Raw genomic sequence first — 16,125 nt, forward strand, 5'->3', positions numbered from 1 at the left:
TCGACGACAGGGTCCATGCGGGCCTCTGCCCGCAGGCGGGGAGAGGGGTCACCTCCCAACCCCCGGTCCCCGTATGCGGCGTCCCGGTAACGCCCTCCTCCTGCCCGTCGCGGCCCTCCTCACCGGAATGGTCTCGCTTCAGGGCGGGGCGGCCATCGCGAAATCCCTGTTCCCCTCCGTCGGCGCGGCGGGGACGGCGAGCCTGCGCGTCGGCTTCTCGGCCCTCGTGCTGCTCGCCGTCTGGCGCCCGTGGCGGCGCAGCCTCACGCTGCGGGAGGCCGGGTGGATCGCCCTCTACGGGGCGGCGCTGGGGGTGATGAACCTGCTGTTCTACCTCGCCCTGACGCGGCTCCCCATCGGCCCGGCGGTGGCCGTCGAGTTCACCGGCCCCCTCGTCCTCGCCATCGCCGGCTCGCGGCGGACGGCCGATCTCGCCTGGATCGGCCTCGCCGTCCTGGGGCTCGGCCTGCTCCTGCCCCTCGGAGGGACGGGCGGGCTCGATCCCCTCGGCATCGCCCTGGCGCTCGCGGCAGGGGTGGCCTGGGCGCTCTACATCCTGTTCGGGCAGCGGGCGGGCCGCGTCGATGGCGGGCAGGCCGTGGCCTGGGGGATGCTCGCCGCCGCCCTGGTCGTCGCGCCGGCGGGGCTCGCGGAGGCAGGCACGGCCCTGTTCGCGCCCGCGACCCTCGTGCTCGGATTCGCGGTGGCGCTCCTGTCGAGCGCCCTGCCGTATTCTCTGGAGATGGTGGCACTGCGCCGCCTCGACCGGACGACCTTCGGCGTGCTGATGAGCCTGGAGCCGGCCGTCGCCGCGCTGCTGGCCTATGTCCTGATCGGCGAGGCGCTGACGCCGGTGCAATGGCTCGCCATCGGCCTGGTGATCGTGGCTTCCGCCGGCATCACCGCCACCCGTCGGCGGCAGCCGGCGGCGGCGCTCACTTCCCCGCCAGAACCCGCGACGCGACGTTGATGTATTTGCGCCCCGCCTCCTGGGCGTGAAGCACCGCGTCGCCGAGGCTTTCCTCGTCGCGCACGCTCGCGAGCTTGATGAGCATGGGCAGGTTGATGCCCGCCACCACCTCCACCGAGCCGCCGTTCATGCACGACAGGGCAAGGTTCGAGGGGGTGCCGCCGAACATGTCGGTTAGCACGACGACGCCCTCGCCGGTGTTCACCCGGCACACCGCGGACATGATGTCCCGGCGCCTCAATTCCATATCGTCTTCCGGCCCGATCGTGATCGTTTCGATCTGATCCTGGGGGCCGACCACGTGCTCGAGAGCGGCCTTGAACTCGGTCGCGAGCAACCCGTGGGTGACGAGCACCATGCCAATCATCGACACGTGTTCCGACATCCTATGCGAACCGCCATGTTGTGCATTGCACAGTATCTCACAAGGCGATCGCGACCCTTTGCCCGCGCATTCATGGAATCATGCCATGGCGGAGAGGCCGAGGCTACGGCTTGCGGGGCAATTAAGCAAAAGACCGTGTGTGTGCGGCTGCGAAGTCACGCTTCCCTTTCACTCGGCCTTGGCCCGCAGCGCGGCCCGCACGAGCATCGGCGCGAGGCCCGCCGCCCGGGCACCCCGGTCGAGGATCAGGCGGGGCAGGCCTATCCCCAGGATTCGCGCGGCCGAAGGCGGATCGGGCAGGCGCGGCTGCGTCTCCACGAGGTCGATGGCCAGCCTCAGCACGGCCTCCGGACGGCGCGCGAGGCCGAGCACCTCGGCGGTGAGCAGGCCCTGTCCCCTGATTTCCACGCGCCCCGCCTCAGCGGGATGCGGACAGGCGACGAGGCGCCCTCCGCGCGGCAGGATCCGCACCCGGTCGTCCGCCACCAGCGCACCGCCGGGCGAATCGGCCAGCATCAGGGCCAGCGTCGACTTGCCCGCCCCCGAGGGTCCGAGAATCAGCACGCCCGCCTCGCCCAGCACGACGCAGGCGGCGTGCAGGCTTTCCATCAGGCGGCGTGCTGCGACAGTGACCGGGATGCGGCCGGCAGGCGAACGATGAAGCGGGCGCCGCGCACGGTGGGTTCGCCCTCCTCGTTGGGGACGCCGGGCCGGTTCTCCGCGCGGATCGTGCCGCGATGCGCCTGGACGATCTGGCGGGAGATCGAGAGGCCGAGGCCGGAATTCTGGCCGAAGCCCTGTTCCGGCCGGTCGGTGTAGAAGCGCTCGAAGATCCGCTCCAGGGCGTGCTCGGGGATACCCGGACCCTCGTCCTCGCAGACCAGTTCGATCTCGTTGCGCACCCTGCGCAGGGCGACGCGCACCTTCGCGTCAGAGGGCGAGAACGAGCGGGCATTGTCGAGGAGGTTGTTCACCACCTGCCCGAGCCGGCTGTCATGGCCGATGATCGCGTAGGCGCCCTCGGGATCGTTGGGGTCGAGATCGAGCTGGATCAGGCAATCCTTCGGCCGCCGCCGTTCGTTCGCCACCGAGACGACGGTGGACAGGAGCTTCTTCAGGTCGACCCGCCGCGCCTCGGCGCGGGCGAGCTCGGCATCGAGGCGCGAGGCGTCGGCGATGTCGCTGATGAGCCGGTCGAGGCGCTTCACGTCGTGCTGGATGATCGCCATCAGCCGGCCGCGCGAATCCTCGGTCTTGGCCAGCGGCAGGGTCTCGACGGCGCTGCGCAGCGAGGTCAGCGGGTTCTTCAATTCGTGGCTGACGTCGGCGGCGAAGTTTTCGATGGCGTCGATGCGCCGGTACAGCGCCTGGGTCATGTCCCGCAGGGCGCCGGAGAGGTGGCCGATCTCGTCGGTGCGCTCGGTGAAGTCCGGGATTTCCTCGCGGGTCTTGATGCCCATGCGCACCTTCTCGGCAGCCTCCGCGAGGCGCCGCACCGGCCCTGCGATGGCGCCCGCCAGCAGGAAGGACAGCACCACCATCACCATCGCGGCGATCAGGAACACCTGGAACAGGCCGAATCGCTCGGAGGCGATCACCCGGTCGATGGCGTCGCCCTGCGTGGAGATGAGCAGCGCGCCGCGCACCGCGCCGGCCTTGTGGATCGGCACCGCCACCGAGACCGTGGTCTCGCTCAGGGCGTTGCGGCGCACGAGGCTGCCGCGGGCGCCGTTCAGGGCGGCCTGGACCTCGCGCAGGGAATGGCCGTTGACCGGCCCGGCCTCCTCCTGCGGCGCCGAGCGCCCGAACAGGCCGGTGAGCTTGGCGTGGACGGCGTCGAAGGCCGATTCGAGCAGGCCCGCCTTGTGCGGCCGGGCGGCGGCGAGGTCCTGGCGCGAGGCGTCGCCGCGCTTGAACAGGGTGCGGGTGTCGAACAGCAGCCCGCCTTCCTGATCGTAGACGCGGGCGCGGTTTCCGGTGGGCGTCACGAGGCGCGCCAGCAGCGGCGCCACCCTCTCCGGGTTCAGCGAGAAGGTGAGCGGCTGCGTTTCCTCTTCGCCCTCGCCGGCCTGCTGCTGCAGCAGCTTGTCGGGATCGATGCGGATCGTGTCCGTTTCGACCGAGGCGGAGGCGGCGATGGCGCCCGCGATGATCTCGCCCTGGATCGCGAGACTTTGGACGCGGGCCTGAATCAGGCCCTGCCGGAACTGGTTCAGGTAGAGGAAGCCGACGAGGAGCGCGATCAGCCCGACGAGGTTGAGGACGACGATGCGGCGCGTGAGGCTCGACGCGGCGCGCTGGCCCACTCCATCCCACAGGGCGCGCGGCAGGCGCAGGGGATAGGACAGGGCCTGGCGCGTCCAGGGGCGGGAGGGGGCATCGTCGGTGGCAACGTCGTGAGCCTGGGAGGCATGCGGTGGCGACACGGGTGAGCGATCCATCCTGACCCGGCCTACGCCTCCTTGAACCGGTAGCCGACCCCGTAGAGCGTCTCGATCATGTCGAAGCTCTGGTCGGTCGCCTTGAACTTCTTGCGCAGGCGCTTGATGTGGCTGTCGATGGTGCGGTCATCGACATAGACCTGATCGTCGTAGGCCGCGTCCATCAGGGCGTTGCGGCTCTTCACCACGCCGGGGCGGTGGGCCAGCGCCTGGAGGATCAGGAACTCGGTGACGGTCAGCGTCACCGCCTCGCCCTTCCAGGTGCAGGTGTGCCGCTCGGGGTCCATCATCAGGGCGCCGCGCTCCAGGGAGCGGGCGGCGGCCTCGGCCTCGCCGCGCGGCGGGGCGCCGGGGGCTTCCTTCGCGAAGCGGCGCAGCACCGCCTTCACCCGCTCCACCAGAAGCCGCTGCGAGAACGGCTTATGGATGAAGTCGTCCGCGCCCATCTTCAGGCCGAACAGCTCGTCGATCTCCTCGTCCTTCGAGGTGAGGAAGATGACCGGCAGGTCCGATTTCTGGCGCAGCCGCCGCAGCAGCTCCATCCCGTCCATGCGCGGCATCTTGATGTCGAAGATCGCGAGGTCGGGGGGCGAGTGGCGCAGACCGTCCAGGGCCGAAGCCCCGTCGGTGTAGGTCTGGATCCGGTAGCCTTCGGTCTCCAGGGCGATCGACACGGAGGTCAGGATGTTCCGGTCGTCGTCGACGAGGGCAATGGTCGGCATGCGCGGATCCCTGGCTGAACGGGTTCGGGCGCGGCCGCGCAAACGGCCGCGTCGCATCCCGGCCCCATCGGGGCTGGCTGTAGGCGCGAGGGCATTCCGCCGCGGGAAGCGGTTCCGGCTCGCGCCGAGGGGGACGGGTGCTTTAATATGTTCCCTGGGAAAAAGCGAGCGGCGGTCATAGCTTGGCCGTAATCTTCCAGACCGCTCGCGTCACAGGAGCGTGTGCATGTCAGAGACGGTGGGCGTTTCCGAGGGGCCGAAGGGTCCGGCCCGGCCCTTGCCGGCGGCGGAGGCGCCCTTCGACGCAATCGGCCTCGCGCGGATGCTCCTGCGCACCATCCGCTCGGGCGCATTGGCGACGATCGACGCGGAGGGCATGCCCTTCGCCTCCCTCGTCACGATGGCCACCGACGTGGACGGCACGCCGCTGATGCTGTTGTCGCGCCTGTCGGCCCATACCCGCAACCTCCTGGCCGATCCGCGCTGCTCCCTGCTTTTCAGCCAGGGCGGCAAGGGCGACCCGCTCGCCCATCCCCGCCTCACGGTGAACGGCCGCGCGATGCAGAGTGCCGAGCCCCGCGTCCGCGAGCGGTTCCTGGCCCGCCATCCCAAGGCGAAGCTCTACGCGGATTTCCCGGACTTCGCCTTTTTCGCCCTGGTGCCGGAGGCGGGCCACCTGAACGGCGGCTTCGCCAAGGCTGCGACGCTGACGCCCGCCGAACTTCTCCTCGACCTGACCGGCCGGGAGGCCATCGTGGCGGGGGAGGGCGGCGCCGTCGCCCACATGAACGCCGACCACGCCGATGCCCTCGCCCTCTACGCGGCGGCGTCCGGCGAGGCGGAGTCGCCCTGGCGTCTCAGCGGGCTCGACCCCGAGGGCATGGATCTGATGGCCGGCGACCGGACGGCGCGGGTGCTCTATCCCGAGCCGGTCTCGGACATGGGGGGGCTGCGCAAGAGCCTCGTCGCGATGGCCACGCGCGCACGGTCGGGTGGCCCTGCAGGGGATTCAACCGGCGCGTGAGAGGAATGCGTTGCCGGGATGGCAAATGGCGGCGATCCGCCCCATATGGGCAGCATGAACGATACGCACTCCGACACCTTTCCCTTCAGCCTCGAGGTTCATCCGGTCGGCGAGAGCGGCGCGCTCTACCAGTGGAGCATCCGCAAGCACGGCAAGCTTCACCAGCGGTCGGACCGGAAGCACCCGACCGAGGCCAAGGCCCGCTCCCACGGCGAGGCCGAGATCGAGCGACTGATCCGCGACCGCGGCCGGTAACGCTCGACCCGAACGAAACGCAAACCGCCCGGAGCCGCCCGCTTCGGGCGGTTTCGTTTGCGCGCTCGAAGCCCGCGATCCCCTTGCGCTCGACGCTGTGGCCCGGCGCTGCTATCTCGCAGGCGCCCGGTCGGCTTTCCTGTCCGACCATCGCGATCTGACGGCATGCGCGCTGGAACGGCCGTGCGCCCCAACGGAACATCGATGACCGCCCCGATCGACACCATCCGCAACTTCTCGATCGTCGCCCATATCGACCACGGGAAATCGACCCTGGCCGACCGCCTGATCCAGGCCACCGGCACCGTGGCCCTGCGCGACATGAGCGAGCAGATGCTCGACTCGATGGACATCGAGAAGGAGCGCGGCATCACCATCAAGGCGCAGACCGTGCGCCTGGAATACACGGCCAAGGATGGCCGGACCTACATCCTCAACCTGATGGACACGCCCGGCCACGTGGACTTCGCCTACGAGGTCTCGCGCTCGCTCGCCGCCTGCGAGGGCTCGCTGCTGGTGGTCGATGCCTCGCAGGGCGTCGAGGCGCAGACGCTGGCGAACGTCTATCAGGCGCTCGACGCCAATCACGAGATCGTGCCGGTCCTCAACAAGGTCGATCTCCCCGCCGCCGAGCCGGACCGGGTCAAGGAGCAGATCGAGGAGGTGATCGGCCTCGACGCCTCCGAGGCGGTGCCGATCTCGGCCAAGACCGGCCTCAACATCGAGGCGGTGCTGGAGGCCATCGTCACCAGGCTGCCGGCGCCGAAGGGCGAGCCGGCCGCGCCCCTCAAGGCGCTCCTCGTGGACTCGTGGTACGACGCCTATCTCGGCGTCGTGGTGCTGGTGCGCATCGTGGACGGCGTGCTCAAGAAGGGCATGACCATCCGCATGATGGGCGCCGACGCGGTCTACGGCGTGGACCGGATCGGCGTGTTCCGGCCGAAGATGGCTGAGATCGACGCCCTCGGCCCCGGCGAGGTCGGGTTCTTCACGGGCTCGATCAAGGAAGTGGCCGACACCCGCGTCGGCGACACGATCACCGAGGACAAGCGCCAGACCAGCGGCATGCTGCCGGGCTTCAAGGAAGTCCAGGCGGTGGTGTTCTGCGGTCTCTTCCCGGTGGACGCGGCCGAGTTCGAGAACCTGCGCTCGGCCATGGGCAAGCTCCGGCTGAACGACGCCTCGTTCTCCTACGAGATGGAGAGTTCGGCGGCTTTGGGCTTCGGCTTCCGCTGCGGCTTCCTCGGCCTCCTGCACCTGGAGATCATTCAGGAGCGGCTGGAGCGCGAGTTCAACCTCGACCTGATCTCGACGGCGCCGTCCGTGGTCTACCGCCTGCAGATGCGCGACGGGACCACGAAGGAGCTGCACAACCCGGCCGACATGCCGGACGTGATGAAGATCGAGACCATCGAGGAGCCGTGGATCCGCGCCACGATCCTCACGCCCGACGAATATCTCGGCGGTGTGCTCAAGCTCTGCCAGGACCGGCGCGGCATCCAGATCGACCTCAACTACGTCGGCAAGCGCGCCATGGTCATCTACGACCTGCCGCTGAACGAGGTGGTGTTCGATTTCTACGATCGGCTGAAGTCGATCTCGAAGGGCTACGCCTCGTTCGACTACCATGTGTCCGACTACCGCGAGGGCGACCTCGTGAAGATGTCGCTGCTGGTCAACGCCGAGCCGGTGGACGCCCTGTCGATGCTGGTCCACCGCACCCGCGCCGAATCGCGCGGCCGGGCGATGTGCGAGAAGCTGAAGGACCTGATCCCCCGCCACCTGTTCCAGATCCCCGTCCAGGCGGCGATCGGCGGCAAGATCATCGCCCGCGAGACCATCCGGGCGCTCTCCAAGGACGTGACCGCCAAGTGCTACGGCGGCGACATCTCGCGCAAGCGCAAGCTCCTCGACAAGCAGAAGGAGGGCAAGAAGAAGATGCGCCAGTTCGGCCGGGTGGAGATCCCGCAGGAGGCGTTCATCGCCGCGCTCAAGATGGACGATTGAGGGCGGCCGCGCCTCGAATCTTTGTCCTTGCGAGCGCCAACCCCGTCATTGCGAGCGGAGCGAAGCAATCCAGGGTTCCGCCAACGCCGCGAGATGTCCCGCTGCCCTGGATTGCTTCGCTCCGCTCGCAATGACGGAAGGTGTGGTTAGCCCGGCGGCAGCACGTCGATCTGGATGCCCGCGTAATACGCCGCTAGATTCGCGATATCCGCGTCGGACAGCTCCTTCGCGACGACGTTCATGATCTCGTTTTGGCGCTTGCCCTCGCGGTACTCGGTGAGCGCCTTCACCAGATAGGGCTCGACCTGGCCGGCGAGGTTCGGCGCCTCCGGCAGCTTCGAGAGACCGTCCATGCCGTGGCAGGTCTGGCAGGCGGTCGCGCGCTTCTTGCCGAGGGCGGCATCGCCCGCCTGCGCGCCCAGCGGCATCAGCGTGGCGGAGAGGATGAGGATCAGGCGGGTCATCGTCACGGGCTGCTTGTCCTGATGGTGTTCCAACCCTCTCCCTCATCCTGAGGTGCCCGCGTGAGCGGGCCTCGAAGGAGGGCTCCAGGGATGACAGCGCTGGCTGGAACCCTCCTTCGAGGCCGCTTCGCGGCACCTCAGGATGAGGGGGAGGGATGGATGGCGGGGGGGGGAAACAGGCCCCTCCCGAGAGAGGGGCCCGCTCCCAAGAACCTACTTCTCGTAGGAGATCCGATACACCGCCCCGGCGGAATCGTCGGAGACCAGCAGCGAGCCGTCGAGCATCACCGCCACGTCCACGGGACGGCCGAGATACTCGCCGTCGCCGGTCAGCCAGCCCTCCGCGAAGGGCTTGACCGATTCGACCTTCCCGTCCGCGCCGAGCTTGGCGAACATCACCCGCGCGCCGATCGGCTGGGTGCGGTTCCACGAGCCGTGCTCGGCGATGAAGATGCCGCCCTTGTAGGCGTCGGGGAACATCTTCCCGTTGTAGAAGGTCATGCCGAGATCGGCCGCATGGGGCGGCAGTTCGGCCATCGGCGGCACCGCGTCGGCGGGCGGGGTCTCGTCCTTGTACTCGACGGTGCGCACCGCGCCGCCGCCGAACCACGGGAAGCCGAAATTCTGGCCCGCCTTGGTGGCATGGTTCAGCTCGCCCGGCGGCTTGTCGTCGCCCATGCCGTCGACCTGGTTGTCCGTGAACCAGAGGCTCTTGTCGGTGGCGAAGTCCATGCCGACCGAGTTGCGGATGCCGGTGGCGTAGACTTCGCGGTTCTTGCCGTCGGCGTCGATGCGGATGATGCCGCCGATACCCTGCTTCCGGTACATGTCCATCTTGGCGGCGGGCGGCACGTTGTAGGGCTGGCCCAGCGCGATGTAGGTCTTGCCGTCCGGCCCCACGCGGCAGACGCGGGCGGTGTGGTTGAAGCTCTCCTCGGAGGCGGGGATCAGCTCGCCCTGCTTCACCAGCACGCCGGCGGCGACATCCGGGTTCTCGTAGAAGAACTCGGCCGCCGGGAAGGCGAGCACCCGGTTCTGCTCCACCACGGTCAGCACGCCGTCGCGCGAGAAGCAGACGCCGTTCGGGATCTTGAAATCGATGCCCGGCGCGAAGGCGCGCACCTCGTCGGCGACCCGGTCCTTGTCCCGGTCGGTCACGGTGTAGATCTTCGACTTGCGGGTGCCGACGAACACCACGCCGGCATTCGGCCCCACCGCCAGGGCGCGGGCATCCGGCACGATGGCGTAGAGGGCGATCTTGAACCCGTCCGGCAGCTTCACCTTCGCGAGGTTCTTGGTGATCGCGTCGGCCTTGCGGCCGGTCTGAGCGATCTCCGGCGCCGGCTGTGTCGAGGTGCTGTGGAAGCTCTCCAGCTTCTCGAGGTCGTCCGTCTTGGCCTTGGTCTCGGCCGGCGCCGCCCCCTGCGCCAGGGCGGGGATGGCGACACCCGTGAGGAGCGCGGCAAGAATCAGCGTTCGCATGGAGCGGTCTCTCCAGACCCGCCCTGTCCGTCGGGCGGCTGGATAAAGGATAGATCGCCGTAAATCGGGCACAAGGGAGTTGCGTGACGGGATGTCCGCTTCGTGACCCCTACCAGTTCCATTCCTCGAAGCCGGGCTCGCGGCAGCGGTAGCCGATCGGGCATTGCGGGTTGTCCCGCGTCGGCACGAAGCGCAATTCCGCGATGTCCGACAGCTCGCACTGGTTGCGGTCGCGGACGAGCCGTTCCGGCGCGTTGCCGGCGGCGATCATGATGTCGCCCTCGCGCTGCACCAGGGCCATCGCCTCGGCGCAGGTCATCCGGGCCGTCATCGAGCCGCGGGGCGCGCGCGCGGGCTCGGCACGGGCCGACAGCCCAGCCGCGACGGCGGCGAGGGAAGCCAAGAGCAAGGTGAGGACCAACGGCCTCATCACAGATCGTACCGGATCCTGGTTACGCACGCCCCGCGAGCGGTCGCGGGTGGGGTTATCCTGCACGGGCCTGCGCCCGGCGACTGTCACCGGAATGCGCCACCCCACCGCTTTCGCCGTCTGTGCGCCGCATTCAGCCGCCTAAATGGCGGGCACGGGCACGATGACCCTAACAACTTGTGAACGTGATCCGCTTGCGACGTCTCGCGCTGCGTGATTCCCGTTCTGAACGGCGCGACACCCCAGGGACACCAGCATGACGGCTCTCTCGATCATCGACGTTCAGGCGATTCGCGCCGCGCCGCTCTCGCGGGAGCCGTACCCATACACGCTGGGGTCGAACGTCCTGAACCGGGAGGCGATCGACGAGATCCGCCGCGACTTCCCCGAGATCGGCAAGCCCGGCTACCTCACCGTGGACGAGGTCTCGCTCCAGGGCCGGTTCAAGGCGCTGATCGACGAACTGGAGAGCGACGAGTTCTCCCGCATCCTCGGCGAGAAGTTCGGGATCGATCTCGTCTCGTGCCCGCGCCTCACCACCATCATGAAGCGCAGCCAGCTCAAGTACGGCGCCATCCACACGGACGGCCCGTCGAAGGTGCTGACGCTCCTCGTCTACATGAACGACGCCTGGGACGCCCCGGCCGCCGGCCGCCTGCGGGTGCTCTACGACGGCAAGAACTTCGAGCCCTTCGCCGTCGAGGTGCCGCCGACCATGGGGACGATGTTCGCCTTCCTGCGCGCCGACAATTCCTGGCATGGCCACGAGCCCTTCGAGGGCGAGCGCCGGGTGGTCCAGGTCGCCTGGATCAAGGATGCCTCGGAACTGGAGCGCAAGCGCAAGCGCAACCGCACCGCCCAGTTCCTGAAGGGGATCTTCGGGCGCTGATGCGATGGAGATGACGCTCGACAGGGCCGAGTGGCGGGACGAGACCCTTCCCGTCGCCACCTTCCCCACGCCGCTCGCCCTCGCCGAGCCGGGGATGAACGCCCTCGTCGTGCCGCCTCCGCCGCCGGCCGAGCCGGATGGGCCGCCGAAGCGCGGCACGGCGCGCTACGCGATCCCCGCCCTTCTCGTCGCGGGCTGGGGCGGGCTCTTCGCCTATTGCGCCACCTATCTGCGCGAAGACCTTCCCTTCCGCCCGCTGACCTCCGCCGAAACCACCCGCCGGGCGGAGGAGCCGCCCAAGCGCGTGACCGTGCTGCCCGAATTGCCGCCGGAGACGACCCCGGCGGCGGCGCAGCCCCCGGCCGAGGCGCCCGCTCCCGTGGTCGCCGCCGTTCCCGCTCCGGCCGCGATCCAGGCCGTCGCCCCCGCCGCCCCGAAGCGCCTGGCCGCGGACTATGTCGGCACCTGGGGGCCGACCTCGGCCGCCTGTCTCAGCCCGTCCCGCCGACGCGGCTACCTGCCGGCCACGATCTCGGCCGACAGGGCCCGCGCGGGCAGAACCACCTGCACCTTCCATGACGGCCACCGCTCCGGCGGCGCCTGGGTGATGGCGGCCGAGTGCAGCGACCGGGGCCGCCGCTGGTCGTCGCAGGTCCGTCTCCTCGTGGAGGGGGACCGCCTGACCTGGACCAGCAGCAAGGGCACCTCGACCTATATCCGCTGCGGGCGCCGCGCCGGCTGATCCGGTTCCTGTCGCGATGTGACGGAGGACACGCGAGACCCCTCGACGCTGCCCCGCGCCTGCGCGAGACGACGCTTCCCTTCCCCCCGACGCCGAGCGGCGCCGCAGGAGCGCCCAGCATGGCCGAGACCGCCGCGCCGCAACCGCAGGACGGGTTGCCACCGCGCGAACGGATGCTCGCCATGGCGGCCATCGCGCTCGCCATGACCATGGCCGTGCTCGACGGGGCCATCGTCAACGTCGCCCTGCCGATCCTCGCGAAGGACCTGTCGGTGAAGCCGGCGGACGCGATCTTCGTGGTGAACTCCTATCAGGTCGCCGTCACCGCGAGCCTGCTGCCCTTCGCCTCCCTCGGCGACATCTTCGGATTCCGCCGGGTCTATCTGCCGGGGCTCGCGGTGTTCGTCGCCGCCTCGCTGGCCTGCGCGCTGGCGCCGAGCCTCGGGCTGCTCATCGCCGCGCGGATCGTCCAAGGGCTCGGCGCCGCCGCGATCATGAGCGTCAACATCGGCTTCGTGCGCTTCATCTACCCGCACAAGATCATCGGGGCGGGGGTGGCGAATGTCGCGCTGGTCGTGGCGGTCGCCTCGGCGGCGGGGCCGACAGTGGCCGCCGCCATCCTCTCCGTGGCGACCTGGCCGTGGCTGTTCCTCGTGAACGTGCCGGTGGGGCTGCTGGCGCTCGCCGTCGCCTCGCGCACCCTGCCCAAGACGCCGGAGAGCCGCCGGCCGTTCGATGCCTTGAGCGCGCTCCTCAACGCCCTGACCTTCGGCCTGCTGATCGTGGGCATCGACCGGCTCGGCGATCCCGGCGGGACCCTGTGGGGCGCGGCCGAGATCGCCGCCGCCCTCGTGTTCGGGGTCATCTTCGTGCGCCGGCAGATCCGCCTGCCGTCACCGCTCCTGCCGGTCGACCTGCTGCGGATCCGGGCCTTCGCCCTGTCGATGGCCTCGTCGGTCTGCGCCTTCGCGGCGCAGATGGCGTCCTACGTCGCCCTGCCGTTCTATTTCCAGGATGTGCTGCACCTGTCGAGCACGCAGACCGGCTTCCTGATGACCCCCTGGCCCATCGCCGTCGCGGTGATGGCGCCGATCTCCGGCCGGCTCGCCGACCGCTACCCGCCGGGGCTGCTCGGCGGCGCCGGCCTCGCGGTGCTGGCGGCCGGGCTCGCGCTGGTCGCCGCCCTGCCCACGGGGGCGCCGACCCTCGATATCGTCTGGCGGCTCACCCTGTGCGGCCTCGGCTTCGGCCTGTTCCAGTCACCCAACAACCGGATCATCGTCACCTCCGCCCCGCGCGAGCGCAGCGGCGGGGCGAGCGGCATGCAATCGACCGCAAGGCTCACCGGCCAATCCCTCGGCGCGGCGATGGTCGCGGTGTTGTTCGGGCTCACCCATGGCAGCGGGGCGGGCTGGGCGGTAACACTCTCCCTGTCAACCGCCGTGGCGCTCTCCCTGGTCGGCGCCTGCACCAGCGCCCTGCGCTGGCAGCGGAACGGGTAGGACTGGTCTCCCGCCCGGCCGACCCCACCTTCGCGCCACGGGGTGACAGGCAAAGGACAGCCGATCATGGATCTCGATCTCAGCGGACGCAAAGCCCTCGTCACCGGCTCGACCGGGGGAATCGGCTACGCCATCGCCCGGGCGCTCTGCGACCTCGGCGCGGAAGTCGGCATCAACGGGCGCACCACCGAGCGGGTCGATGCGGCGCTCGCGAAGCTGCGCGGTGAGGCGAGTGGCGGGCGCGCCTTCGCGGCGGTGGGCGACGTTTCCGACGCGGCGGGTGCCGAGGCGCTGGTGAGGGCCAATCCGAGCGTCGACATCCTCGTCAACAACACCGGCATCTTCGAGCCGAAGCCGTTCTTCGACATTCCGGACGAGGATTGGCAGCGCTTCTTCGATGTGAACGTGATGAGCGGCGTGCGCCTCTCCCGCGCCTACACGCCGGGCATGGTCGAGCGCGGCTGGGGCCGGGTGATCTTCATCTCGAGCGAATCCGCCCTCAACGTCCCGACCGAGATGGTCCATTACGGGATGACGAAGACGGCGCAGCTCTCGATCGCGCGCGGCATCGCCCAGACGGTCGCCGGAAGCGGCGTGACCGTGAACAGCGTGCTGCCCGGCCCGACCCTGTCGGAGGGCGTCGAAACCTTCCTCAAGCAGATGAGCGATGGGCCCACCGGCGATATCGAGGAACTCGGGCGGCAGTTCGTGACCCAGCACCGCCCGACATCGCTGATCAGGCGGCTGGCCAAGGTGGACGAGGTCGCGAACCTCGTTGCCTATCTGTGCAGCCCGGCCGCGAGCGCCACGACGGGCGCTGCGATGCGGGTCGATGGCGGCGTCCTGCAATATCTTGCGTGACGCCACGATCCGCCGCGACCGGCCCGAGGGCCGGTCCGGCGGCACGAGGGATCAGGACTTCAGGTGCGCGGCGAGATGCTTGTTCATCTCGAACATGGAGCACTTGTCCTTGCCGAAAACCTTCTTGAGCTTGTCGTCGGCGACGATCTCGCGCTTGTTCTCGGGGTTCTGCAGGTTGTGCTTCTTGATGTATTCCCACACCTTGCTGACAACCTCGCCGCGCGGGAGCGGGCTGGTGCCGACGATGGCGCCGAGCTCGGCCGAGGGCTTCAGCGGCTGCTGAAGGGCGTTCGGCTTCGCGGCCGGCGCCTTAGCAGCCGGCTTGGCGGTCTTGGCGGGGGCGGACTCTGAAGCAGCCTTTGTGGTCTTGGCCGCTTTCGGCGCAGCCTTCTCCGTCTTCGTCGCCATCAACTTCCTCCGATGCTCGGACTTCAGCGGAGCGAACCGCGCTCCGTTGCCACGTCAGCATAGCAGTATCAACTAAGCGGTACCGCGCCCGTTCCAAGGGGAAATCGAGTGCTAACCGCCTCAATCCACAGGGCGGACCGGGTTTCGGCCCGTTCGGCTTGGGTGCCGAAGCAGAATCTTATCGCATAGGTTGGGATATGAAACATTATCGTAACCGCAATTTGCAAGATCCGGTGACATGTTCACACCGATCTTCTCACTCGCGCTGGTGCTTTCCGTGGCGCTGGTCGTCGCCCTGGCGACCGGAACCCGGTCGGGCGGGGCACCGCTGGCCCATCAGGGCCGCGGCCTGATCTGACCGGGCGCCGCCCGGAGCTCGACGAATCGCAGTCCCGCCGCGACGGAACCGGTTGCGGCGGCGCTCGTAACCCCTCCATCACCCCCGCAGGGAACGCGGGGCGCTCGAGGAGGGACCATGCCCACCGATCTGCCGACCGAACGCGCCGTCAGGAAGCCGGGCACGCTGGAACTCGATCCGGCCGCCGAGGGCCTCGCCCTCGATGAGACGCCGCGCCTGATCGCCTCGAACAAGGTCGAGGGCACCGCCGTCTACGACAGCGAGGGCCGCCATCTCGGTACGGTCTACAATTTCATGGTCGACAAGGTGTCGGGGCAGGTCGCCTACGCGGTCCTGGCCTTCGGCGGCTTCCTCGGCCTTGGCGAGAACCACCATCCGCTGCCGTGGCGCGCCCTGCGCTACAGCACGGACCTGGGCGGGTACGTGGTCGATATCGACCCCAGTGCCCTCGCGGGTGCGCCCAGCCACGGGCCGGGCGAAGACAGTTTCGCCGACCCGAACTACAAGAAGCGGCTGGACGAATATTACGGCAGCCGCCTCGTTTCCGCTTAGAACTTGCCGCCGAGCCCGACGCTGCCGCCGGGCGTGATGGAGGGCGCCATGCCGCCCGAGCCGCTGCTGCGGGGGTCGCTGCCCTCCAGCTCGTCGCGGCGGATGCGCCGCTCGCCGGAATCGGCGGTGCGGCTGGTCGAGCCCGCGTTACGCGGGATGTCGATGTTGCGGGTCGGCGCGGTCTGCAGCGGGCGGCCCTCCTCGTCCACGTTCGCGGTCCGCGCCTGCCGGCCGGGGATGGTGCCGCGCATGGAGGGGGGCAGGCCGACCTCGGTATCGGGCATCACGCCGGTCGTTCCGCCGAGCGCCTGACAGCCCGCGAGGCCGCCGGCGGCCAGGGACACGGCAAGAAGCAGGGATGGCACGGGGGCCGGGAACGGGATGCGGGACATGGACGGTTCCTCGCGCGGCCCGCGTCGCGGCCCGCAAACTCATCGTGGCGATCTAAGCCGGGGTTGCGGCGAAAAACAGACGGCGAAAAGTCCGGTGGGCCGCCCCCGGCCCGCTGGAGCGGAAATGCGGCGCGGATCTTGCGCCCTGTTGCCCTGAGCCCACAGACCTGATCCATAACTTCGCCCAGGTCGGACGGTACCCCCGTCGTGCCGCGCCGGATTCGGGCGGCAGGGCTCCCAG

At 69.4% G+C, this 16,125-nt stretch carries 18 protein-coding genes; 9 read left to right on the plus strand and 9 right to left on the minus strand.

Annotation, left to right across the window (positions count from 1 at the left end; translation table 11 throughout):
* The first annotated feature begins 73 nt into the window (after positions 1 to 73).
* Positions 74 to 970, plus strand: coding sequence for an EamA family transporter (locus tag ACS5Q7_RS19280; protein WP_478340887.1), 897 nt, complete (start codon positions 74 to 76; stop codon positions 968 to 970).
* On the opposite strand, the gene ACS5Q7_RS19285 is transcribed toward ACS5Q7_RS19280, so the two are convergent.
* The 4 genes from ACS5Q7_RS19285 to ACS5Q7_RS19300 form a co-directional block, all read right to left on the minus strand.
* Positions 936 to 1,337, minus strand: a complete 402-nt coding sequence (locus ACS5Q7_RS19285; RefSeq protein ID WP_243929963.1) for a PTS sugar transporter subunit IIA — start codon at positions 1,335 to 1,337, stop codon at positions 936 to 938. The two genes, ACS5Q7_RS19280 and ACS5Q7_RS19285, sit on opposite strands and share 35 nt — an antisense overlap.
* A gap of 186 nt (positions 1,338 to 1,523) precedes the next feature.
* Positions 1,524 to 1,964, minus strand: a complete 441-nt coding sequence (locus tag ACS5Q7_RS19290) for an HPr kinase/phosphorylase (protein ID WP_478340888.1) — start codon at positions 1,962 to 1,964, stop codon at positions 1,524 to 1,526.
* Positions 1,964 to 3,796: a stimulus-sensing domain-containing protein gene (locus tag ACS5Q7_RS19295; RefSeq protein WP_478340889.1), complete on the minus strand. Its 1,833-nt coding sequence runs from the start codon at positions 3,794 to 3,796 to the stop codon at positions 1,964 to 1,966. Before ACS5Q7_RS19295 ends, ACS5Q7_RS19290 begins: the two co-directional genes overlap by 1 nt.
* Before the next feature lie 11 nt (positions 3,797 to 3,807).
* Positions 3,808 to 4,518: a response regulator transcription factor gene (locus ACS5Q7_RS19300; protein WP_238252065.1), complete on the minus strand. Its 711-nt coding sequence runs from the start codon at positions 4,516 to 4,518 to the stop codon at positions 3,808 to 3,810.
* Positions 4,519 to 4,744: 226 nt separating this feature from the next.
* On the opposite strand from ACS5Q7_RS19300, the gene ACS5Q7_RS19305 reads away from it, so the two are divergent.
* The 3 genes from ACS5Q7_RS19305 (at position 4,745) to lepA (ending at position 7,804) form a co-directional block, all read left to right on the plus strand.
* Complete coding sequence (locus tag ACS5Q7_RS19305; protein ID WP_478340890.1) at positions 4,745 to 5,542, plus strand: HugZ family pyridoxamine 5'-phosphate oxidase; 798 nt, start codon at positions 4,745 to 4,747, stop codon at positions 5,540 to 5,542.
* Between the two features lie 54 nt (positions 5,543 to 5,596).
* Positions 5,597 to 5,797, plus strand: a complete 201-nt coding sequence (locus ACS5Q7_RS19310; RefSeq protein ID WP_238201181.1) for a hypothetical protein — start codon at positions 5,597 to 5,599, stop codon at positions 5,795 to 5,797.
* Positions 5,798 to 6,001: 204 nt separating this feature from the next.
* Positions 6,002 to 7,804: a translation elongation factor 4 gene (gene lepA / locus ACS5Q7_RS19315; RefSeq protein ID WP_478340891.1), complete on the plus strand. Its 1,803-nt coding sequence runs from the start codon at positions 6,002 to 6,004 to the stop codon at positions 7,802 to 7,804.
* Positions 7,805 to 7,950: 146 nt separating this feature from the next.
* Here the strand turns inward: lepA and ACS5Q7_RS19320 are convergent, their stop codons facing one another.
* The 3 genes from ACS5Q7_RS19320 to ACS5Q7_RS19330 all read right to left on the minus strand — a co-directional run bounded on the left by ACS5Q7_RS19320 (position 7,951) and on the right by ACS5Q7_RS19330 (position 10,180).
* Positions 7,951 to 8,268 carry a c-type cytochrome gene (locus ACS5Q7_RS19320; RefSeq protein ID WP_478341132.1) on the minus strand — a complete coding sequence of 106 codons (318 nt, stop codon included), beginning with the start codon at positions 8,266 to 8,268 and terminating at the stop codon, positions 7,951 to 7,953.
* A gap of 213 nt (positions 8,269 to 8,481) precedes the next feature.
* Positions 8,482 to 9,750: a PQQ-dependent sugar dehydrogenase gene (locus tag ACS5Q7_RS19325; protein ID WP_478340892.1), complete on the minus strand. Its 1,269-nt coding sequence runs from the start codon at positions 9,748 to 9,750 to the stop codon at positions 8,482 to 8,484.
* Between the two features lie 109 nt (positions 9,751 to 9,859).
* Positions 9,860 to 10,180 (minus strand): hypothetical protein, encoded by a 321-nt coding sequence (locus ACS5Q7_RS19330; RefSeq protein WP_478340893.1) that lies wholly within the window; start codon positions 10,178 to 10,180, stop codon positions 9,860 to 9,862.
* A gap of 256 nt (positions 10,181 to 10,436) precedes the next feature.
* Here ACS5Q7_RS19330 and ACS5Q7_RS19335 point away from each other — a divergent pair, with 256 nt between their 5' ends.
* The 4 genes from ACS5Q7_RS19335 (at position 10,437) to ACS5Q7_RS19350 (ending at position 14,174) form a co-directional block, all read left to right on the plus strand.
* Positions 10,437 to 11,069, plus strand: coding sequence for a 2OG-Fe(II) oxygenase (locus ACS5Q7_RS19335; protein WP_478340894.1), 633 nt, complete (start codon positions 10,437 to 10,439; stop codon positions 11,067 to 11,069).
* A 10-nt stretch (positions 11,070 to 11,079) separates the two neighbouring features.
* On the plus strand, positions 11,080 to 11,811 hold the full coding sequence (locus ACS5Q7_RS19340) for a peptidase inhibitor family I36 protein (protein ID WP_478340895.1): 732 nt from the start codon (positions 11,080 to 11,082) through the stop codon (positions 11,809 to 11,811).
* 119 nt (positions 11,812 to 11,930) lie between these two features.
* Positions 11,931 to 13,313: an MFS transporter gene (locus ACS5Q7_RS19345; protein WP_478340896.1), complete on the plus strand. Its 1,383-nt coding sequence runs from the start codon at positions 11,931 to 11,933 to the stop codon at positions 13,311 to 13,313.
* Between the two features lie 66 nt (positions 13,314 to 13,379).
* A complete protein-coding gene (locus tag ACS5Q7_RS19350; RefSeq protein WP_478340897.1) occupies positions 13,380 to 14,174 on the plus strand; it encodes an SDR family NAD(P)-dependent oxidoreductase in 795 nt (264 codons plus the stop codon).
* 51 nt (positions 14,175 to 14,225) lie between these two features.
* On the opposite strand, the gene ACS5Q7_RS19355 is transcribed toward ACS5Q7_RS19350, so the two are convergent.
* Positions 14,226 to 14,582, minus strand: coding sequence for an SWIB/MDM2 domain-containing protein (locus tag ACS5Q7_RS19355; protein ID WP_478340898.1), 357 nt, complete (start codon positions 14,580 to 14,582; stop codon positions 14,226 to 14,228).
* 475 nt (positions 14,583 to 15,057) lie between these two features.
* On the opposite strand from ACS5Q7_RS19355, the gene ACS5Q7_RS19360 reads away from it, so the two are divergent.
* A complete protein-coding gene (locus tag ACS5Q7_RS19360; protein ID WP_478340899.1) occupies positions 15,058 to 15,492 on the plus strand; it encodes a PRC-barrel domain-containing protein in 435 nt (144 codons plus the stop codon).
* Here ACS5Q7_RS19360 and ACS5Q7_RS19365 read toward each other — a convergent pair.
* Positions 15,489 to 15,884 (minus strand): hypothetical protein, encoded by a 396-nt coding sequence (locus ACS5Q7_RS19365; protein WP_478340900.1) that lies wholly within the window; start codon positions 15,882 to 15,884, stop codon positions 15,489 to 15,491. The two genes, ACS5Q7_RS19360 and ACS5Q7_RS19365, sit on opposite strands and share 4 nt — an antisense overlap.
* Between the last annotated feature and the right edge of the window lie 241 nt (positions 15,885 to 16,125).

This window comes from Methylobacterium sp. Gmos3 (assembly GCF_056430985.1).